General features: G+C 66.6%; 20 protein-coding genes and 3 pseudogenes. 13 read left to right on the plus strand and 10 right to left on the minus strand.

The features are described from left to right. Nucleotides 1–61 precede the first annotated feature (61 nt). Nucleotides 62–502, minus strand: coding sequence for a nuclear transport factor 2 family protein (locus WS70_RS25250; RefSeq protein ID WP_059473060.1), 441 nt, complete (start codon nucleotides 500–502; stop codon nucleotides 62–64). Nucleotides 503–597: 95 nt separating this feature from the next. Then, a complete protein-coding gene (locus WS70_RS25255) occupies nucleotides 598–2619 on the minus strand; it encodes an oxidoreductase (RefSeq protein WP_059473059.1) in 2022 nt (673 codons plus the stop codon). Between the two features lie 146 nt (nucleotides 2620–2765). On the opposite strand from WS70_RS25255, the gene WS70_RS25260 reads away from it, so the two are divergent. The 5 genes and pseudogenes from WS70_RS25260 to WS70_RS33460 all read left to right on the plus strand — a co-directional run bounded on the left by WS70_RS25260 (nucleotide 2766) and on the right by WS70_RS33460 (nucleotide 6200). Next, complete coding sequence (locus WS70_RS25260; protein ID WP_059473058.1) at nucleotides 2766–3323, plus strand: PadR family transcriptional regulator; 558 nt, start codon at nucleotides 2766–2768, stop codon at nucleotides 3321–3323. A 246-nt stretch (nucleotides 3324–3569) separates the two neighbouring features. After that, entirely contained in the window at nucleotides 3570–4352 is a 783-nt protein-coding gene (gene thiM, locus WS70_RS25265; protein WP_059598408.1) for a hydroxyethylthiazole kinase, read from the plus strand. A gap of 595 nt (nucleotides 4353–4947) precedes the next feature. Next, nucleotides 4948–5174 (plus strand): annotated as a pseudogene (locus WS70_RS33230) (TauD/TfdA family dioxygenase); the annotation flags it as partial. Next, nucleotides 5167–5886 (plus strand): annotated as a pseudogene (locus WS70_RS25270) (AEC family transporter); the annotation flags it as partial. The pseudogenes WS70_RS33230 and WS70_RS25270, both read left to right, overlap by 8 nt. Nucleotides 5887–6068: 182 nt before the next feature. Then, a complete protein-coding gene (locus tag WS70_RS33460) occupies nucleotides 6069–6200 on the plus strand; it encodes a hypothetical protein (RefSeq protein WP_257791911.1) in 132 nt (43 codons plus the stop codon). On the opposite strand, the pseudogene WS70_RS25275 reads toward WS70_RS33460, so the two are convergent. Beyond that, nucleotides 6187–6444: pseudogene (locus WS70_RS25275) on the minus strand (DUF2249 domain-containing protein). The gene WS70_RS33460 and the pseudogene WS70_RS25275 overlap by 14 nt on opposite strands. 126 nt (nucleotides 6445–6570) lie before the next feature. Here WS70_RS25275 and WS70_RS25280 point away from each other — a divergent pair. Together WS70_RS25280 and WS70_RS25285 are read left to right on the plus strand one after the other, a co-directional pair. Beyond that, entirely contained in the window at nucleotides 6571–6807 is a 237-nt protein-coding gene (locus WS70_RS25280; protein ID WP_156438354.1) for a hypothetical protein, read from the plus strand. A 20-nt stretch (nucleotides 6808–6827) separates the two neighbouring features. Then, nucleotides 6828–7787 (plus strand): universal stress protein, encoded by a 960-nt coding sequence (locus WS70_RS25285; RefSeq protein WP_059473056.1) that lies wholly within the window; start codon nucleotides 6828–6830, stop codon nucleotides 7785–7787. A gap of 443 nt (nucleotides 7788–8230) precedes the next feature. Here the strand turns inward: WS70_RS25285 and WS70_RS25290 are convergent, their stop codons facing one another. The 7 genes from WS70_RS25290 to hyfB form a co-directional block, all read right to left on the minus strand. Continuing rightward, the gene (locus WS70_RS25290) at nucleotides 8231–8647 is read right to left on the minus strand and encodes a hypothetical protein (RefSeq protein ID WP_059473055.1); all 417 of its coding nucleotides are present in this window, start codon (nucleotides 8645–8647) and stop codon (nucleotides 8231–8233) included. Nucleotides 8648–9095: 448 nt separating this feature from the next. Further along, nucleotides 9096–9620, minus strand: a complete 525-nt coding sequence (locus WS70_RS25295; RefSeq protein WP_059473054.1) for an NADH-quinone oxidoreductase subunit B family protein — start codon at nucleotides 9618–9620, stop codon at nucleotides 9096–9098. Beyond that, entirely contained in the window at nucleotides 9620–11233 is a 1614-nt protein-coding gene (locus WS70_RS25300) for a hydrogenase large subunit (RefSeq protein WP_059598352.1), read from the minus strand. The genes WS70_RS25295 and WS70_RS25300 overlap by 1 nt, the downstream gene beginning before the upstream one ends. Nucleotides 11234–11236: 3 nt before the next feature. Further along, a complete protein-coding gene (locus WS70_RS25305) occupies nucleotides 11237–12697 on the minus strand; it encodes a hydrogenase 4 subunit F (RefSeq protein ID WP_059598353.1) in 1461 nt (486 codons plus the stop codon). Continuing rightward, entirely contained in the window at nucleotides 12690–13349 is a 660-nt protein-coding gene (locus WS70_RS25310; RefSeq protein WP_010118847.1) for a formate hydrogenlyase, read from the minus strand. Before WS70_RS25310 ends, WS70_RS25305 begins: the two co-directional genes overlap by 8 nt. Next, on the minus strand, nucleotides 13350–14300 hold the full coding sequence (locus tag WS70_RS25315) for a respiratory chain complex I subunit 1 family protein (protein ID WP_059598354.1): 951 nt from the start codon (nucleotides 14298–14300) through the stop codon (nucleotides 13350–13352). Further along, entirely contained in the window at nucleotides 14294–16300 is a 2007-nt protein-coding gene (hyfB, locus tag WS70_RS25320; RefSeq protein WP_059598355.1) for a hydrogenase 4 subunit B, read from the minus strand. The genes WS70_RS25315 and hyfB overlap by 7 nt, the downstream gene beginning before the upstream one ends. Before the next feature lie 377 nt (nucleotides 16301–16677). Here hyfB and WS70_RS25325 point away from each other — a divergent pair, with 377 nt between their 5' ends. From WS70_RS25325 to WS70_RS25350, 6 genes are all read left to right on the plus strand, one after another. Next, nucleotides 16678–17451, plus strand: coding sequence for a YoaK family protein (locus tag WS70_RS25325; RefSeq protein ID WP_059473049.1), 774 nt, complete (start codon nucleotides 16678–16680; stop codon nucleotides 17449–17451). Between the two features lie 543 nt (nucleotides 17452–17994). Beyond that, the gene (locus WS70_RS25330) at nucleotides 17995–18441 is read left to right on the plus strand and encodes a hypothetical protein (protein WP_059473081.1); all 447 of its coding nucleotides are present in this window, start codon (nucleotides 17995–17997) and stop codon (nucleotides 18439–18441) included. A 76-nt stretch (nucleotides 18442–18517) separates the two neighbouring features. After that, the gene (locus WS70_RS25335; RefSeq protein WP_059473047.1) at nucleotides 18518–18781 is read left to right on the plus strand and encodes an HPr family phosphocarrier protein; all 264 of its coding nucleotides are present in this window, start codon (nucleotides 18518–18520) and stop codon (nucleotides 18779–18781) included. A gap of 35 nt (nucleotides 18782–18816) precedes the next feature. Next, complete coding sequence (locus tag WS70_RS25340; RefSeq protein ID WP_059598409.1) at nucleotides 18817–19623, plus strand: fused MFS/spermidine synthase; 807 nt, start codon at nucleotides 18817–18819, stop codon at nucleotides 19621–19623. Nucleotides 19624–19729: 106 nt separating this feature from the next. Then, nucleotides 19730–19948: a ribbon-helix-helix protein, CopG family gene (locus tag WS70_RS25345; RefSeq protein ID WP_010109026.1), complete on the plus strand. Its 219-nt coding sequence runs from the start codon at nucleotides 19730–19732 to the stop codon at nucleotides 19946–19948. Nucleotides 19949–19988: 40 nt separating this feature from the next. Then, nucleotides 19989–20336, plus strand: a complete 348-nt coding sequence (locus tag WS70_RS25350; protein ID WP_059473046.1) for a hypothetical protein — start codon at nucleotides 19989–19991, stop codon at nucleotides 20334–20336. The last annotated feature ends 4 nt before the right edge of the window (nucleotides 20337–20340 follow it).

The raw sequence follows: 20340 nt of genomic DNA on the forward strand, positions 1-20340 counted from the left end.
AAAACGCTATTAGTGTTTTAGAAAGCGAAAATCTCTATTTCTATTTTTATTCGCTTATTGTTCACACATTCGACTTGAACTCGGGCAGCCGCGCGCCGATGCGCGCCGCCATTTCCGCGCCGAGCGCCTGCAGGCCGCTTGCCGGTCGCACCATCACCTCGAACTCGACGATCTTGCCGTGTTCGTCGAAGCGGATCAGATCGACGCCCTTCAACTGCTTGTCGCCGACTCGCGCGCTGAACTCGAGCACGACGTTCAGGCCGTCTTCGGTCGCGAGCTGCCGGTGATAGACGAAATCGTCGAACACCTTCACGACCGTGCCGATCGCGAGCACGAGCGCCTGCGCGCCTGCATAGGCCGAATGCGCGATCGGCGAACGGAACACCGCGTTCGGATCGGCGATGTCGGCAAGACCGGTCATGTCGCACGCCGCGACCATCGCGTGCCAGCGCTCGAGCGACAGCCGCACGGCCGGCTGCACGCCGGCGGGAATCGAAGTCATGTTGCGTCTCCTTTTCGGTAAGTCGGGTGTGTCGTCATGTGATGCGATGCCGCGCCGCACGAGCCTCCGCTTGCAAGGGCGGCGAGCGACGCCCGTCATATCGACGCGGCGAGCGTCGTGCCCTGCAGGATCGCGCGCTTCGCGTCGAGCTCCGCGGCGACGTGCGCGCCGCCGATCAGATGCACCGAGCAGCCGGCCGCGCGCAGGCCGTCGTACAGTTCGCGCCGCGGCTCCTGGCCCGCGCAGACGACGACGCTATCGACGGCGAGCGTCTGCGGCTCTCCGTCGATCCGCACATGCAGCCCCGCGTCGTCGATCCGCTCGTACGACACGCCCGACGACATCGCGACGCGACGCGCCTTCAGCGACGTCCGATGGATCCAGCCCGTCGTCTTGCCGAGTCCGTCGCCGACCTTCGACGCCTTGCGCTGCAGCAGATGCACGTTGCGCGGCACGGCCTCGACGTGCGGCATGCGCACGCCGCCGCGCCCTTCGTAGCCGACGTCGATGCCCCATTCCGAATAGAACTTGGGCGGCGCGACGCTCGCGCTTTCGCCCGTCTGCGTCAGATACTCGCTGACGTCGAAGCCGATCCCGCCCGCGCCGATCACGGCGACGTTCGCGCCGACCGGCTTGCCGTCGCGCAGCACGTCGAGATAGCCGAGCACGTTCGCGCGATCGATGCCGTCGATGTCGGGCACGCGCGGCATGACGCCCGTCGCGAGCACGATTTCGTCGAAGCCGCCGCCCGCGAGGCCCGCGACGTCGACGCGCGTATTCAGATGCAGCTTCACGCCGCTCAATTCGATCTGCCGTTGGAAATAGCGCAGCGTCTCGTGGAATTCCTCCTTGCCGGGCACCTTCTTTGCGATGTTGAACTGTCCGCCGATCTCGGACGACGCTTCGAACAATTCGACGTGGTGCCCGCGCTCGGCCGCCGTGACGGCGAAGCTCAGCCCCGCCGGCCCCGCGCCGACGACCGCGATCCGCTTGCGCGTCGCGGCGGGCTCGATCACGAGTTCGGTCTCGTGGCACGCACGCGGATTGACGAGGCACGACGTGATCTTGCCGCTGAAGATGTGGTCGAGACACGCCTGGTTGCAGCCGATGCAGGTGTTGATCTCGTCCGCGCGCCCCTCGCGCGCCTTGCGCACGAACTGCGAATCGGCGAGGAACGGCCGCGCCATCGACACTATGTCGCAATAGCCGTCGGCGAGCAGCCGCTCGGCGACGTCGGGCGTGTTGATCCGGTTCGTCGCGATAAGCGGAATGCCGACCTTGCCGACGAGCCGCTTCGTCACCCATGCATACGCGGCGCGCGGCACCTTCGTCGCGATCGTCGGGATGCGCGCCTCGTGCCAGCCGATCCCGGTGTTCAGGATCGTCGCGCCGGCCGCCTCGATCGCCTGTGCGAGCCGGATCACTTCGTCTAGCGTCGAGCCGCCCTCGACGAGATCGAGCATCGACAGCCGGTAGACGATAATGAAGCGCGGCCCGACGCGCTCGCGCACGCGCCGCACGATCTCGACCGGAAAGCGAATGCGGTTCTCGTACGAGCCGCCCCATTCATCGTCGCGATGGTTCGTGCACGCGGCGATGAACTCGTTGATCAGATAGCCCTCGGAGCCCATGATCTCGACGCCGTCGTAGCCCGCGTACTGCGCGAGCGCCGCACAGCGCGCGAAGTCGTCGATGGTCGCTTCGACCTCGCTTGCCGACAGCGGATGCGGCGTGAACCTGTTGATCGGCGCCTTCAGCGCGCTCGGCGCGACGAGCGCCGGATGATACGCATAGCGGCCGAAATGCAAAATCTGCATCGCGATCTTGCCGTCGGCGTCGTGCACCGCGCGCGTGATGATCCGATGGTGCTCGGCCTCTTCTTCGGTCGTGAGCATCGAGCCGCCCGGCACCATCCGGCCCCGCTCGTTCGGCGCGATCCCGCCCGTGACGATGAGCCCGGCCTCGCCGCGTGCGCGCTCCGCGTAGAACGCGGCCATGCGCTCGAAGCCGTTTGGCGCCTCCTCGAGACCGACGTGCATCGAGCCCATCAACACGCGATTTTTCAACGACGTGAAACCGAGCTCCAGCGGAGCCGTCAAGTGGGGATAGTGGGTCATCGGTCGCTCTTTTTTGCAACGGGTTGCATAAATATATCGGCGTGCTCCTGCGAATGCAACGCGTTGCATAAAATGGGCGCTCTAAACGGGCAGGCATCCCTCGATATGGCAAGATGCAAGGGTTTCGACCATCCGCACCATCGTCAATGTCCCTGCCTCACGCGCTGCTCACCTCCCTCGCCGAACGCCCGGGTTCCGGCTCCGAGCTGACGCGTCGCTTCGACCGCTCGATCGGCTACTTCTGGCACGCGACTCATCAGCAGATCTACCGCGAGCTCGCGCGGCTCGAGGACGAAGGCTGGGTCGAGTCGGCGCCCGTCGAGCAGGCGCGCGGGCGCAAGCGCGCGTACCGGATCTTGCCGGCGGGCCGCAAGGAGCTGAAACGCTGGATCGCGCTGCACGACGATCCGAAGCCGTTGCGCGACGAGTTGATGATCCGGCTGCGCGCGGAGGCGGTCGTCGGACCGACCGGGCTCGCCGACGAAATCAGGCGGCGGCTCGAGCTGCATCGGCAAAAGCTCGCGGTCTATCGCGAGATCGAGGCGCGCGATTTCGCGCATGACATGAACACGAAGGACCGGCGCTTGCAGCATCTCGTGCTGCACGCGGGGATCATGCAGGAGAGCCTGGGCGTCGAGCTGATGCAGCATGCGCTGGACATTCTGTCGATGCCGGACGAGAAGTCGAAGCGGCGAAGCACGTGACGTCGTGCACGCATGCGAGGCGACGCATGCACACTCGATCATGCAAATCGCGAGCCCGTGCAGCAAAGAACCGATCGAAGACTCTTGACGGCGATCCACGCCTGCACGCGCCGCAACGGTTACAGTGCCGCGTCCGCACTTCGCGAAGATCGCCGAAAGACATCAGAGCGCGTTTCACGCATGCGCAAGCATTCGCGCATGCGTGCTCGAATGCTCGAATGCTCGAATGCGACGAGGAACCACCACATGAAATCGATCTCCTGGAATACGCCGTCCGTCCGCCACGAGTTGGCCGCGCTCAAGCAAGCCGCGCCGTTCGTCTACGGACTCACGAACTACGTCGCGGCGAATCTCAGCGCCAACGTATTGCTCGCCGTCGGCGCGGCGCCCGCAATCGGCGCGGCGGCCGACTGGCCCGCACGCTTCGGCGCCGGCGCCGACGCGCTGTGGATCAACACCGCCGCACTGATGAGCAGCGGCGCCGACACGCTGCGTGCGGCCGCGCGCGCCGCCGCCGAAGCGGATACGCGCTGGGTGCTCGATCCGGTCGCGGTCGGCGCGGGCGCGCCCGAATACGACGCGATCGTGCGCGACCTGCTCGCGTTCAAGCCGACCGTGATCCGAGGCAACGCGAGCGAGCTGATCGCGCTCGCGGGCGGCGCCGCGGCCGGCAAAGGCGTCGACACGACTGCGAGCTCGGAAAACGCGCTCGCGTTCATTGGCGATCTCGCGCGGCGCAGCGGCGCGATCGTCGCGGTGAGCGGGCCGACCGACTATGTGACGGATGGCGTCGACACGCTCGCGATCGCAGGCGGCGACGCACGCTTGACGCGCGTGACGGGGGCCGGATGCGCACTCGGCGCGTTGATCGCGGCGCTCCTTGCGCAACGCGGCGCGCCGCTGCTCGCGACGGGGGCGGCGCATGCGATCTACGCGATTGCTGCGGAGCGCGCGGCGGAGGCGCGCGGCACCGCTTCGTTCGCCGTCCGGTTCGTCGACGAATTGTCGTTGCTCGCGCCAGCCGAATAAATGTTTGAAACGTTTTGCTTGACGAGACGCGCGCCGTTCACGTATCTCGCGCACGGCCGTCTCGTCCGCCTTCTTCTCCGTCGCATCCGAAGCGCGCCGCGACATGCATGAGGCCGCAATCGAATTCGCGAATCGGTACCTGCGCCAAGCCCGCCCCTTCATTCCTCATGCTTTAAAACACTCGAAGTTTTTCTCGCCCAGTACCGAATATCGGATGCGATCGTCAATCAGGAAATATTCAATAATTTCGCCCATTTGCATATTCCGACATGACGCCGACGCTTGTATTGCGCGCCTGACGCTTGAACAGCCCCCAACATCCAGAATGCAATAGCGCTTGAATTCCGCCATTGCACGCGATGCAGAAATAAAATGAGTTCCATCAATAAAACACCGCATCGCGCCCCATTCCGACTTTCCAATCCGGAAACAGACCCATCAATCTATTTGCAAACTATCTTGCAGCGCATTTATGCTTTTGCAATATAGGCGACAGGCAATGGAAAGAGAGGCAGGCGGAGACGGCGTCCGTTAATTAGCATTAGCGAAACACTTGGGCGAAAACCGTGTGCAATCCATGTCCCGAGGGCCGATTATGTTGACTCTGACTTCCAGCATTTCTGCGCAATCGCTTCGTCAACCGTTCGACAGCACGTTGCCGCTGACCAAAGTGACGCTGCCCGCCCACTCTCCCCGCACGATGACCGACGACGAGCTATCCGACATGATCGGAACCTTCAATCGTTACGCCTTCGTGATTCTCGACTGCGAGGACACATCGACTCGTCGCACGAAGCGCATCGGCCGCATACGGACGGCGCGCGTGCTCGTCCACACGTTCGCCGCGGGAGCCGTCGCGCTCGTGTGCTTCGCGGCGCTCGGCGCACTCTTCCTGCGCGTGCTGAAGCTGCCGCTGCGGTAATACATGCCATCGCTGATGCTGCCCAATACGTCGAATCTCGGCTTGCCCGTCGCGCTTTTCGCGTTCGGCGAGCCAGGTCTGCTGTATGCGGTCGCATTCTCCGCGCTCGTGCAGATCGGCCATTTCACGATCGGCGTCTGGCTGCTGTCCGGTCATGCATCGTGGAAATCGATCGCTGCGAGCCCGGCGATCTGGGCGGTCGTCGTCGCGCTCTTCATGGCGTTGAACGGCCTGCACCTGCCCGCGCCGCTCGCGGCGGCCTCGACGCAACTCGGCAACATGGCGCCGCCGCTGATGCTGCTGATGCTCGGCGCGTCGCTCGCGAACATCCGGCTCGCCGGCTTGCACCGGGTCGCGGTGCTCGCGGTCGTGCGCGTCGCGGGCGGACTCGGCGTCGGGCTCGGGCTCGCGTACCTGCTCGGATTGCCGAGCGTCGCGGCGGGCGCGTTCGTCGTTCAATGCACGATGCCCATCGCGGTGCTGAGCCACCTGATCGCACAACAATACGACGGCCCGACGGAAGACATCGCAGGCATGATCCTCGTGTCGACCGGGCTCGCGCTCGCCGGGCTGCCGTTGATGCTGGCTTCGACGAAACTGGTTGTCGGTTAGACGGAGGGGTTCGATTTCCGATTTCCGCCTTTCGGCTGTTCGCGAGCACGGACAGGTCGCGCTGCGCTCAAACGCGAGCGCAGCGCTTGTTCCGCGACGCAGCGCGCATCCGTTCCGCTTGCGCCGCGCGGCGAGACTGCCGCGCATCAGCGATGCAGCATGATGACGTCGGCGTCGTCCGCATGTTCGAGCAGCAGCCGGCGAACGCGCGCCTGCAGAGCTCGCGGAACAACGCGGCATCGTCGGGCGACGCGGATGCCGCCACGGCCGAGGTGCAGCCCGCGCGGCGGGCGGCGTCGGTCATTGGACGATGAAATCGATCACGATCGCCCCGGGTTCGCGCTGCCGGTACTCGATGCCGACCCGCTCGCCATAGTGCAGGCGATTCTGGTTGAAGAGCGAAAGCTGATCGTGATCGTTGACGAAGTGCATGGTTTCGCCCGACTAAAGCGCATCGAGCGCACCGAAGATCGCCGCATGACGGAATCGCTTCGCGACGCCACGCGCGTCGAACGAATAGATCGCGGTCGGAGAAAGAGGGAGATGCGGCTGCAACATGATCGGAAGTCCTTATCGGATGTCACTCGGATGAAGAAACGATGGTGCACGTAATGTCCTGCCAGACGAGCCGGCGCGCGCCACTTGATGGACGCGGCGCGGCTGGGATCGATTCGGCATGAATAGATGCATATTGCGAGCAACCATTCTATGTGCGCGTTCCAGCTCGCACAACAGCGCTTCGATCCGATCCCATCGCGCAAAGCCGGCGCGATCGGCGTCGCGTTCACCGCGAATCGCCGCGCCGGTGAGGCGTTCCCGGCAATTCGCGGCGCGCCGACGCCGCGCATGTGCCATTCCGTCGTGCTCGAAAAGATTGATTTCGCTCAACGAATACCGGGGCCGCTGCCGCAAAATAAATAAATGATCTGTCCAGCACGTCGATGGAGCCGCCGATGTCCGCCGATACCTCGAACCACGCCCCGTTATCGCAGCCCAAACGCATTCTCGTCGCGATCGATGCGTCGAAGGCATCGCTGCGCGCAGTCGCCTATCTGAAGCTCGTGGTGCCCGCCGGCGCGACCGTGCGCTTCGTCAGCGTCGTCGACACGCCGCGCGCGTATACGCTGCCGCACACGTTCGCGCCGTCCGAATTCGCGGCGGCGCACGTCGAGCTCGTCAACGACGCATCGAATGCGCTCGGCGACGCAACGCATGCGTTCGGCCGCGCCGACGTCGCCGCCGAAACGGCGATCGTCGATCTCGCGAAGAAAGGCGGCGACGTCGTCGACGCCCTCCTCGACGAAACGCGTGACTGGGGCGCCGATCTTCTCGTCGTCGGCTCGCGCCAGTCTCAAGGGCTGCTGCGCTGGGTCGACCGCAGCGTGTCCGAACCGCTGTTCGCGAAGACGGATTGCGCGATCCTCGTCGTGCCGCCCGGCATCGAGATCGCCGAGCATGCGCCGAAGCGCATCATGCTCGCCACCGACGGCAGCCCGATCGCCACACACGCATTGCGGTACGGCGCGCAATTCGCGACGTCCGACACGCATTTGCGCGCGATCTACGTGATCGACCGCGCGGTGCGACTCACCGATTTCGTGCCGATCCACGTGCTCGAAGACGCGTTCGTCGAGGAAAGCGAAAAGGCGCTGGCGGTGGCGCGCCAGTTGCTCGACGACGCGCCGGGCCAGTCGAGCGCCGCAGTCGTCAGCACCGACCGCACGAGCGACGACGTCGCGCACACGATCGTCCGCGAAGCCGATCGCTGGCCCGCCGACCTGCTCGTGATGGGCACGCACGGCAGACGCGGCGTGTCGCGCTGGCTGCTCGGCAGCATCGCGTTGCGCGTCGCGCGGCTCACGCAGATTCCGCTGCTGCTCGTGCACCGGCCGGCGGCCTGAGGCGCGAAAGCGGCCGCTGCGACATGCAGCGGCCGATTGTTTTGCTTTGCGAACGTTTGGGCAAACGCGATGGCGCAAGCATTTGGACCTCGTTTCGGTGTCGGTTCCGACGCGAAGTCAGCTCGCGATTCGGAGTTGCTCAAACGGGATTCGCAAGTGTCGACCACGGCGAAGCAATTCGCCTCTCCCAAACACCGCGCCCATCGCCGCCGCGCTTTCGCCGCGTCACCATCATCCGGAAACGAAAGGTATCCGCACGCGGCACCCGGCCTCGTCTCCTTCCACGTATTTGATCGAGCACCGGCGCTGTCGCTTGCGGTTTTCACCTGCGGCTACCGGCATTGTCCAGAATCCCGAGTCGACGAAACAGCCACATCGACAAAACGCGGTAGCCGCTCGCCGCCCGCGACTCGCTTCGCTCATTCGCCGGCTCACGCGCTCCGCTATGCACCCGAGCGAGGTTTGTCCGCGCCGTCCGTCTTTTCATCGAGCAGCACGGCCAGTCCGCCCGGCCCGAGCTTGCTCACGCTGACCCAGAAGGGGCCGCCGCCCGGCGTCTCGCCCGTCGGCACGATCGGCACCTTGTAGTAACGGTTCAGCATCATCAGGAACGCGAGCGCGTAGCCGCGCCGACGCTCCGACGGCGCGATCTCGAGGCTATGCACGTACAGCCGGTCGGTCAGCTGCGAAAGACCGTATATCGCTTCGCCGACTCGCGCGCCTTCCGCATTGCGGATAACTACCGCCCATTTCGCATGCGCCGCGGGCTCGATCTTCGCTTCGGCCGCCTTCGTCTCGATTTTGATCGACGGCAGGCGGCGCAGCTTGCGCCAGGCTCGGAAACTTCGCAGTAATCCCATCGACTTCGTGCCTTTTTATTCCGTTGCTCGCTCGGCCGAAATTGGCTTTGACAGTGAGTTTTCGCGTCTTTCGGGAAACTGGCTGGCGTACGAACTAGGTACAGCTTCGAGCAGGCGCGGCAACTTTTTGTATTTTTCGATTCAACAAGAGTGCGATAAAAAGTGCCTGATTGGAAATCAGCAAAAGACGAGAGCGGCGTAGGATTCTGCGCAGCAGATGTAGGAATTCCCTTACGTCAAAAATGGATATGTTCGCGGGCCGCGTATGCGTTCGCGCCTGACTGCGGCAACGCGCCAATCGAACGGTTTGAGTGTGTCTCGATGTAGGGAGGAATCCGCAGGTCCGTGCTCGAGATTCGCGTTGTGACGCGGCGGCGCCGCCGCCGGCCCAAATCCCGCCGCCGCCTTTCCCGGCCAGGAACTGCGGAGCGTCGGCGTTACGTTGGGATCAACGCCCGCCCGTGCGCGTATGCGCGAGCGCGCCGCGAATCCCGCGCAGCAGGTCGATCGGCCGCGGCGGGCAGCCCGGAATCGTCAGATCGACCGGCACGAGTTTCTCGAGCGGCCCGCACACCGCATAGCTGTCCGCGAACACGCCGCCCGTGCATGCGCAATCGCCCGCCGCGACGACGAGCTTCGGCGCGGGCGTCGCGTCGTACGCGAGCCGCACGGCGTCCCGCATGTTGAGCGTCAACGGCCCGGTGATCAGCAGCATGTCCGCATGCCGTGGGCTCGCGACGAACTTGATCCCCAGCCCTTCGATGTTGTAGTACGGATTGCCGAGCGCATGCAGTTCGAGCTCGCAGCCGTTGCACGAGCCGGCGTCGATCGCGCGGATGCACAGCGCGCGCCCGAGGATGTCGAGGATGTCCTGCCGGATGGGCTGCGCATCGCGCTGCCACGCGTCCTCGCCGGGCGGCGCGGGCTCGTCCGGCCATCCGGTGCGTGCGATCTGTCTGATGAGCTGCCACATTACAGGTCGTGCCCCGCGTAGTTCAAGTTGAACGACTTGTTGATCAACGGAAAGTCGGGAACGATGTTGCCGATGATCGCATGTTCAAGCGCCGGCCAGTTGTGCCACGACGGATCGTGGCAATGGCAGCGCGCAACGTCGCCGCGCGCGCCGAGTTCGAGCGCGACGAGCACCGGGCCGCGCCAGCCTTCGATCCAGCCGACGCCGCGCCGCGCATCGTCCGTGCCGCGTCCTGCCGCTCGCGTATCACCCGAGCCGCTCGGCGCGTCCGCAACGGATGCAACCGGCGCGGCAATCCCGTCGCCAGGCGGATCAGCAAGCAGCGCGCGCATCGCCCGCATCGATTCGTACGTCTCTGCAAAACGCACCGCGACCCGCGCGGCGACGTCGCCGCGCTCATCGCTGACGACGTCGACGGGGACCGCATCGTACGGCGCGAGCCGATGGTCGACGCGCGCGTCGCGCGCCCGCCCGCTCGCGCGCGCGGCGAGCCCGCAGACGCCGAAATGCGCGGCCGTCTGCGCGGTGAGCCGCCCCGTACCCGCGAAGCGGTCCTGCAAGCCGGACTGATCGTCGTAGATCGTCTGCATGGCGCGCACCTCGGCCTCGATCCGGTCGCACTGCGCGGCGATCGCCGCGGCGTCGTCCGCCGCGATATCCCGCTCGACGCCGCCGGGCACGATTCGCTCCATCAGATAGCGATGCCCGAAGATCCGGTCGTTCAGACGCAGCCAGTCTTCCTTGAGCCGCGAGAACTGCGCGAGGCCGACCGCGAAGCCCGCGTCGTTGCCGAGCGCGCCGAGGTCGCCGAGATGATTCGCGACGCGCTCGCGCTCGAGCAGCAGCCCGCGCAGCCGCAGCGCGCGGTCCGGCACACGGATCTTCATCGCCTGTTCGAGCGCCATGCAATACGCCCACGTGAACGCGACCGTCGAATCGCCGGCGACGCGCGCGGCGAGCCGGCTGCCCGCCAGCGCATCCGCGCGCTCGAACAGCCGCTCGACGCCGCGATGCGCATAGCCGAGCCGTTCTTCGAGCCGCAGCACCTTCTCGCCGACGACCGAAAAGCGGAAATGGCCGGGCTCGATCACGCCCGCGTGAATCGGCCCGACCGCGATCTCATGCACGCCGTCGCCCGCGACCGGCACGAACGGATAGTCGACCGTCGCGCCGTCGAAGCGCGCCTGGCCCGCCGCGTTCTTGCGCAGTGGATGGTAATCGTGCGGCCATGCGCCGTGATCGAGCCATGGCCGCGTATCGCCCGCGCCGCGCGCGCGCAGCCCGACGAGGTCGAAGACCGCGCGCTGCATTCGCGTCGCGCTCGCGAAAAGCGTCGACAGATCCGGGTAGTCTCCCGCTTCGTCCGTCGCCGGCTCGACCGGCAGCCGCAGCCACAGCAGGCCGTCGTCCAGCTCGTACGCCGCGCACATCTCGAGGCGGCCCGCGACGGGCTCGCCGCCCCATAGCGTGACGAGCCGCCCGCCCGCTTCGCGGATCGTCGCAGCGGCGCGCGTCCACGCGTCGGCGTCGATCGATGCGAACACGACGCGCGGCTGCCCCGCCGCGCTCGCCAAGCGCGTTTGGCCGGGAATGTGGAACGATTCGATCCGCATCGCCTACCCCGCGATCATCGCCGCCGCCTGCCGATACCAGGTCGCGAGATACGGCGGCACGTAGAGCCCCAGCATCAAGCCGAGGCCGAGATGCACGAATACCGGCAACAGCGCCGGCGGATGTTCGAGCGTCGCGACGTTCGATTCGCCGAACACCATCCGCTGCACGCGCATGAAGATCGCCGCGAACGCCGCCGCGAGCGCGACGAGCAGGAACGGCGCGCTCCACGGCAGCTTCGCGATCGCCATCGTCAGGATCAGGAATTCGCTCGCGAACACGCCGAACGGCGGCATGCCAAGGATCGCGAGCGCGCCCAGCATCATTCCCCAGCCGACCGTCGGGCTCACCTGCAAGAGCCCCTGAATGCCGTCGATCGCCTGCGTGCGCGCCTTCTGCGCCGCGTGCCCGACCGTGAAGAAAATCGCCGACTTGACGAGCGAATGGACCGTCATGTGCAGCAGCCCGGCGAACGTCGCGACCGGGCCGCCCAAGCCGAACGCGAACGTCATCAGCCCCATGTGCTCGATCGACGAATACGAGAACAGCCGCTTCACGTCCTTCTGCCGGAACAGCGAAAACGATGCGATGAGCACCGACACGAGCCCGAAGCCGACGAGCAGACGGCCGGGCAGGCCGTTGCCGAGCGCGCCGTCGGCGAGCACCTTGCAGCGCAGCACCGCGTACAGCGCGACGTTCAGCAGCAGCCCGGACAGCACCGCCGAGATCGGCGTCGGGCCTTCGGCGTGCGCGTCGGGCAGCCAGCTGTGCATCGGCACGAGCCCGACCTTGGTTCCGTAGCCGACGAGCAGGAACACGAACGCGATCGACACGATCGTCGGATCGAGCTGCGTCTTGACGGCATTCAGGCTCGTCCACAACAGCGCGTCGCCGTCAGCGAGCCGCCGGCCCGCCGCGAGATACAGCAGGATCGTGCCGAACAGCGCCTGCGCGATGCCGACGCCGCACAGAATGAAGTACTTCCACGCGGCTTCGAGGCTCGCCGCGGTCCGGTAGACGCTGACGAGCAGCACCGTCGCGAGCGTCGCCGCCTCCATCGCGACCCACAGCACGCCGACGTTGTTCGTCAGCAGCGCGAGCAGCATCGCGAAGATGAACAGCTGGTACATGCAGTGATAGAGCCGCATCCGCCCGTCGCTCATCTTGCCGCGGTCCTGCTCGATGCGCATGTACGGATTCGAGAACAGCGACGTCGTCCAGCCGACGAACGCCGTCAGCGCGACGAGGAACACGTTGAACGCATCGACGAAGAACAGCCCGCCCAGCGCGAACATCGGCCCGTGCGCGACCGTGCGCGCGGCGAGCAGCAGCGCCGCCGCGCACGTGAGGAAACTGAAGCCCGCGTTCAGCGCGCGCGCGACGTGCTGCCGCCGCACGAACGCAAGGCACCCGCCCGCGACGAGCGGCATGCCGAGCGACGCCAGCAGCAGATAGACGTCAATCATCTTTCAGTTTCTCGAGATGGTGTATGTCGAGGCTATCGAACTGCTCGCGGATCTGGAACATGAACACGCCGAGGATCAGGATCCCGACGAGCACGTCGAGCCCGATCCCGAGCTCGACGATCATCGGCATTCCGTTCGTCGCCGCTGCGGCCGCGAAGAACAGACCGTTTTCCATCGACAGGAAGCCGATCACCTGCGGAATCGCCTTCGCGCGCGTGATCATCATCATGAACGACAGCAGCACGCACGCGAGCGCGATGCCGAGCGTGCCGCGCGCGGCCGATTCGGCGAGCCGGCTGATCGGCGCCGCGACGTTGAACGCGACGATCACGAGCGCGATGCCGGCGACGAGCGTGGTCGGGATGTTGAGGAGCGGCTCGACATCGGCCTTCACGTTCAGCCGCTGCACGAGCCGGTAGAGGATCCACGGGATCAGCCCGACCTTCAGCAGCAGCGTGAGCGCGGCGGACACGTACAGGTGCGTGTCCGCGGTCACAAAGCCCAGGATCAGGTTCGCCGACACGAGCGCGACGCCCTGCAGCGTATACAGATGGATCAGCGACAGGATTCGCCGCTGGCTCAGCATCGCGAACGACAGCAACAGCAGGATCGCCGCGAGGAAATTGATGAGCTGGGTCGCGTAGCCGTGCATCTACGCCCCCAGCAGGAAATGGACGAGCATGCCGATCACCGCGAGCAGGAACGCGGTCGCGAGGAATTCGGGCACGCGAAAGAGGCGCATCTTCGCGTTCGTCGTCTCGACGACCGCAAGCGCTGCGCCGCCGGCGAAAAGCTTCACGAAGAGCGCCGGCAGCGCGAACAGCAGCGCGAGCGGATTGCCCGCCTCGGCGATCCCCCACGGCATGAAGAGCGCGAGGCCAATGCACGAATACGCGAAAAGCTTGAGGCTCGCCGCCCATTCCATCAGCGCGAGATGGCGGCCCGAATATTCGAGGATCAGCGCCTCGTGGATCATCGTCAGCTCGAGATGCGTCGTCGGGTTGTCGACCGGCAGCCGCGCATTTTCCGCAAGCGACACGAGCGTGAACGCGATCCCCGCGAACGCGAGACTCGGATAGATCACGAGCTCGCGATGGCCGAGCGTCGCGACGATGCTCGTCAGGAGCGTCGACTGCGTGATCAGCGACGCCGAGAACAGCACCATCAGCAGCGCCGGCTCCGCGAGAAAGCCGATCAGCATCTCGCGGCGCGCGCCGAGCGTACCGAACGCGGTGCCGATATCCATCGCCGCGAGCGACAGCGCGACGCGCGCGAGCGCGAACAGGCCGACGAGCGCGATCGCGTCGGCGGCGGGCGAGAACGGCAGTTCGGTCGACAGCGTCGGCACGATCGCGCACGCGAGCGTCATCGCCGCCCACACGACGTAAGGCGCGCCGCGAAACAGCGGGCTCGCGTGCTCCGCGACGACCGATTCCTTGTTGAACAGCTTGTGCAGCATCCGGTACGGCTGCCAGATGCTCGGCGCGCGGCGGTTCTGCAGCCACGCGCGGCACTGGTTGACCCAGCCCGTCAACAGCGGCGCGGCCGCGAGCGCGACGAGAATCTCGAGTGTCTGCGACAGGATGCCTGAGGCGGTTACCATCGTCTCACCACCGTCAGGAGAACGATCAGCACGGCGAAGCTGTACGTCAGATAGATCGCGATGCGGCCCGTCTGCAGCAGCCCGACGAGCGCCGCGACACGGCTCACGAGCGCGGCGATCGGCTCGTAGAGCAGATGCCACGTGCGGTCCGCGACGCTCATCCGGTATTCCGGCTGCCGGTCGTACGGCGACGGCAACTGCCGCTCGATCCGGAAGAACGGCGTGAAGATCTCGCGGATCGGCTGGCCGAAGCCTTCGGCCGTGTCCTGCATCCGCGCGGTCACGGACGGATGGCCGCACGACCACGGCGCGGAGCGCCTGAGCCGCCCGTGGTAGAAGCGCCGCACGAGCAGCCACGCGAGCGCGCAGCACGCGAGGAAGAACAGCATGAAGAGCGCCGGCATGTAGCTCGCGCGCGCGGTGGACACGGGCGCGAACAGCAGCCAGCCGTGGTTGACGCCGCCGATACCCGCGCCGATCAGCGAGCGCGTCACCGCGTCGAGCACCTTTGCGTACTGGACAGGCGCGAGGCCGAGCAGCACGCCCGCCGCCGCGAACCAGCAAAACGCGACGCGCTCCCACGGACTCGCGTCGCGCGCGCGCGCGAGCTTCGCCTCGCGCGGCTGACCGAGGAACACGATGCCGAAGAACTTGACCATCGTGTAGCCGGCGAGCGCCGCGGTCAGCGCGACGAGCGCGGCGACGAGCGGCACCGTCATCCCGAGCACCGAATCGGGCAGACCCGGCGTGAAGAGGAAGCTCTGCACGAGCAGCCACTCCGACACGAAGCCGCTCGACGGCGGCAGCCCCGCGCTCGCGGCGACGGCGGCGAGCATCGCCCACGCGGTCCACGGCATGAAGCGGATCAGGCCGCCTAGCCGCCCGAGATTGCGTTCGCCTGTCGCGTGCAGCACCGCGCCCGTGCCGAGAAACAGCAAACTCTTGAAGCACGCGTGCGCGACGATCTGATACAGGAGCGCCGTCAGCGACAGCGCCGCGAGCGCGGGCAGACGGTAGCCGAGGAACAGGATCGTGAGACCGAGGCTCACACACATCAGGCCGATATTGTCGATCGACGAGTACGCGAGCAGCCGCTTCATGTCGGTCTGGATCGTGCTGAACACGACGCCGAGCAGCGCGCTGAAGAGGCCGAGCGCGAGCATCAGCACGCCCCACCATGCAACCTGCACGTGCAGCAGATCGAGAACCGTCCGCAGGATGCCGTACAGACCGACCTTCAGCACGAAGCCGCTCAGCAGCGCGGACACGGGCGACGGCGCGGCCGGATGCGCGGCCGGCAGCCACACGTGCAGCGGGTAGATGCCCGCCTTCGCGCCGAAGCCGACGAGCGCGAGCACGAACGCGGCCGACGCCGCGAGCCCGTCGAGATGCTGGGCGCGCATGTTCGCGAACGCATAGTCGCCCGTGCCCGCCTGCAGCAGCCCGAAGCACAGCAGGAGCGCGAGCGCGCCGACGTGCGAGATCAGGAAGTACAGGAACGCGGCGCGGCGGATCTCGGCGATCCGGTGGTTCGTCATCACGAGGAAGGTTGCCGACAGCGTCAGCGTCTCCCACGCGACCATGAAGCAATAGGCGTCGTCCGCGACGAGCAGCAGCACCATGCTCGCAACACAGACGTGGTATTCGAAGCAGATGAGGCCGGGCGCCGTGCCCTCGCCCTTGCGGAAATAGCCGGACGAGAATGCGCCGACGCCCGCCGTCACCACGCCGAGCACGAACAGGAAATAGGAGGACAGCGCGTCGATGCGCAGATGGAACGGCAGATCGGGCAGGCCAAGCGGCAGCACGACGGTGGACGGCGCGGCGAACACGCCGGCGAAGCCGGCGCCCGCCAGCGCGAGTCCGGCGAGCGCGCCGAGCGGAAAGAGCCCGTGTGCGACCACGCCGGTGCGGCGCAGGTTCGCGAGTCCGGCGCAGCCGAGCACGAGCCACGCGACAGCGACGAGCAGCACGCATCGGAGAAGCAGGCCCTGTTCCATGTTGTCTGACTCGTGGATCGCCTAGCGCCGCGCCAACGGACGTGCGAACGAGTATGGCGAAGCGCCGCACGCCGCGCAAGCGGCGAAAAGCCGCGCGCATGCGGCGCCGCAGCGTGCGCGACGCGCGCTCGGGCAGCGCGTCTCCTCTTTCTCCTCGTCGATTCGGTGCGTCGAGCCGGGCGTCATCGCAGGACCATCTCGTTACAAGAGTATGATAATGGCGTTATCATCCTAGCACCATTGTCGATCTGTCACCATACGCGCCGATACGCATCACCTCGTTCCCCGGTACGCGTCGCGACTGTTCGGCGCCCGAACACGCCCGTCCCCGGCTAGGTGAGCAGGACGCGCAGGACCATCCGCCGCCACGCCATGCCATGCCAGTCGCCTACTTTCGCAGTCTCGCCGGAAAGGATCGCAATCTCGACGCCAACCGGCACCTCGGCTTTTCCCTCGCGTTCGTCGCGGGCGCCGCGAACGCCGGCGGCTTTCTTGCCGTCAAGCAGTACACGTCGCACATGAGCGGGATCGTATCGGCGATCGCCGATCAGGCGGCGCTCGGCAACGTCGTACTCGCGTTCGCGGGAATCGCGTCGCTCGCGTCGTTCCTGCTCGGCGCCGCATCGTCGGCCGTGCTCGTCAATTGGGGGCGGCGCAAGCGGCTGCACAGCCGCTACGCGTTCCCGCTGCTGCTCGAGGCGTTCCTGCTGCTGTGCTTCGGCCTGCTCGGCAGCCATCTCGCGCTCTGGCGGACGTTCTTCGTGCCCGTCACCGTCGTCCTGCTGTGTTTCATCATGGGCCTGCAGAACGCGATCATCACGAAGCTCTCGAACGCCGAGATCCGCACGACGCACATGACGGGCATCGTCACTGATCTCGGCATCGAGCTCGGCAAGCTGTTCTACTGGAATTCGACGCAAGCCGGGCCCGGCGAGCCCGATGTGTACGCGAACCGGCAGAAGCTGCGCGTGCTCGGCGCGATGCTGGCGATGTTCTTCGCCGGCGGCCTCGCGGGCGCGCTCGGCTTCAAGCATGTCGGCTATTCGGTGACGATCCCGCTCGCCGGCCTCCTCGTCGTGCTGGCCGGCGTGCCGATGCTCGACGATCTGCGCGAATGGGCGAGCCGGCCGGGCGACGGGCGCGTGCATTGATGGCGCGCGGGAGCGCGGCGGCGCCCGCCCGCGTCGATTCGCGCGCGTAGATGGGCGGCGCTTGCCGGCGCGGACTCGGGCGGGGTCGCCTCGCTCGGCGCGGCCCGATCACGGAGCGCCGCCTTGCGCGCTCCGCCCCGCACGACAGGTTCGCGTTCCGGGTCCGGCGTCCCGGCCCCGAGGGCGAGAGCGAAAGCAATGTCAAGTTTCGAATACCGTCGCTCGCCGCCACCCGGCCGGCCGCGAGTTCACGTCCACGTCCACGTCCACGTCGGCAGCAGTGTCGTGCAGGCCGCGACGGCCGGTTACACTATTAAGCCGAAAGCATTTCGTCAGCAACCGGAGTACGCACCGCCTCCCCTCTCGCACCCAGGCCAGCCCCGTTCGACGCACTCGCCCACTTTCCTGACACGCACATATCATGTTAATGTTATGTGCATATACATTCCTTGGCACGAAAATGATCGATCGCGCGCCGGCCCCGTCCGGCGATTGGCTCAACTGCACGTGCCGTCCGATGCGCGGCCCGTCCCGGAGGCACGCATGTTCGACATGCATGTAGCGCTCCTGGCTCACGACTACGCGCGTCGCGAGGCGCGGGACGTGATGGGCGCGCAGGGGCTCGTGATCGTCGGCGTCGGCCGGAGCGGAGAGCGCGGCTTCCAGATGCTGTACCGTTTCGCGGACGCCTGCGGGCGCCTCGAAGCGCTCGGCACGAACGTCATCTTCGTTTACCCGAAGGAATCGGCGCGCCACGTGCTCGATCGAATCTCGGTCTCGAGCGCGCGGATCCGGCAGCGCCCCTGCCTCTTCCTCGACGACGACGGGCACTTCTTCCGCCGGCCGTGCCCGCCCCGGTCGCTCCTCCTCATGCATCTGAACCGCGACATGAAGCCGCTCGACACGGCGAAGATCGTCCTGCAGGATGACGCGTGGGATGGCGAACTGCTCGCATTCCTCGCCCGTGCGCAGGCCCGCGTCATGCACTGAGCAGGCACGCGCAGCAGGCACGCGCGAAAGCCGGACGGAACGGCCGGCGCGCGATGAATTACTTGAAGGAATCCTGGTGGCACAAGCATTGATCGAGATCGGCCTGAAATGGGGGCGCTACGACGCCGCGCTCGCCGGTCAGGCGCTCGCCGGCACGGCTGGCTGCTTTCAGAGCGACATCGTCGTCGTCGCGAACGGCCGCCGCGCGAACGCGAAGGACGTGATGTCCGTCGTCGCGCTGCGCGCGAAGTGCGGCACGCAGATGCAGATCCTGTCGAGCGGCCCCGACGAGGACGACGCGCTCGATTCGCTCGCTTCGTTGCTGACCGCGAGCCGATGAGCGGAAATCGGCCGATGCGACCGCGTTTTCCCGGCATGTCCGCGAACGCGTCCGAGCCGCTGTCCGCCCCGCACCGCTGCGGGCGCGCGAACTCGCCGGTCGTGATCGAAACGCCGCACCTCGTGTCACTGTGCTTCGACGACCGCGGCATGCAAAGCTGCATGTACGCCGACAGCCCGGACATGCTCGCGCTCGGCTACACGCGCACGGCGATGGGCTTTCTGCTGCTGCGTCCCGAGCCGCGCCGGATCGCAATGATCGGCCTGGGCGGCGGCTCGCTCGCGAAGTATTGCCACCGGCACCTGCCCGATGCACAAATCACGACAGTCGAAATCAATCCGGACGTGATCGCACTGCGCGACCGGTTCCGGATTCCGCCCGACGACGCGCGCTTCGCGGTCCTGTGCGCCGACGGCGCCCGTTACGTCGCGTCTCGCGATGCGTGCGCCGACGTGCTGATCGTCGACGGCTTCGACGCCGCCGGCCTGCCGTACGAGCTCGGCAACCGGCAATTCTATGCCGACTGCCATCGTCATCTCGCGGAAGGCGGCGTGCTCGTCGTCAACCTGCTGACCGACGATCCGCGCGTCGCCGACTGCCTCGCCGCGCTGCGCGATGTGTTCGGCGCGTCGGCGACGCTCGCGCCCGCCGAGGACAGCGCGCTCAATCTGATCGGCTTCGCGTGGAAAGGCGACGCGCCGCTGCCGTCGCTCGAGACGATGATCGAGCGCGCGAACGCGATTGCGGATCGGCACAGCGTCGATCTCGTCGAGGCGGCGGTGCGCATCGAACTGGGCGTGAGCTACGATTGGAGCCGGTTCGGCGAACCGGTCGAGGCTTGATCCGCGGCGCGCGAAGCCGCGCCGGAAATGAGGGGACGGACGAAAAATCGTCCGGGAATCGGCATGTATTATAATTTGATTAACATACTCGCCACTGTGTCCCGCCATGGAAACGAAAAGCGCTCGTCTGACCGTCCTGATCGACCCCTTCAAGAAGAAGGCGTTCGAGCAGTTGTGCGCCGCGCAGGATCTGACGCCATCGCAAGTCGTGCGTCAGATGATTCGCGACTATCTCGAGCAGCACGGCGTGAGCTACAAGACGCGCAGTCCAGTTGCCGTCCGCGGCGCCGCGAAGCCGCAGCCGCGCCGCAAGACCGTCGCCTGATTCATGGGTGCGTGCGCGCCCGCGTCGTACGAAAGCAGCAATGATACCTTGCGATGTCTGTCAGCTGCTCCTCGCCGAGCGGCATCCCGCGAGCGGCGTGCCGCTCGTCGCCGTCGGCAAGCCGACCAGGCTGCGGCCGCTGCTGCGCAAGCCGATCGAGATCGGCAAATACCGCTGCGGCGCCTGCGGCGCGAACTGGATTCGCGAAACCGACGCGTCCGCGCCCGACCAGGTCCACTGGCTCTTCCTCGGCAACGCCTCGAGCATTCTCGAGCCGGCCGCGCGCAAGCGGTCGTCGTCGCACGGCAAGCGGTCGTCGTCGCACGGCAAGCAGGCGCCGGCGGACGAACCGCAAGCGCAGCCGGCCGACGCCGAGCGCGTGGCCTGACCGT

The organism is Burkholderia mayonis (assembly GCF_001523745.2).
Classification (GTDB): domain Bacteria; phylum Pseudomonadota; class Gammaproteobacteria; order Burkholderiales; family Burkholderiaceae; genus Burkholderia; species Burkholderia mayonis.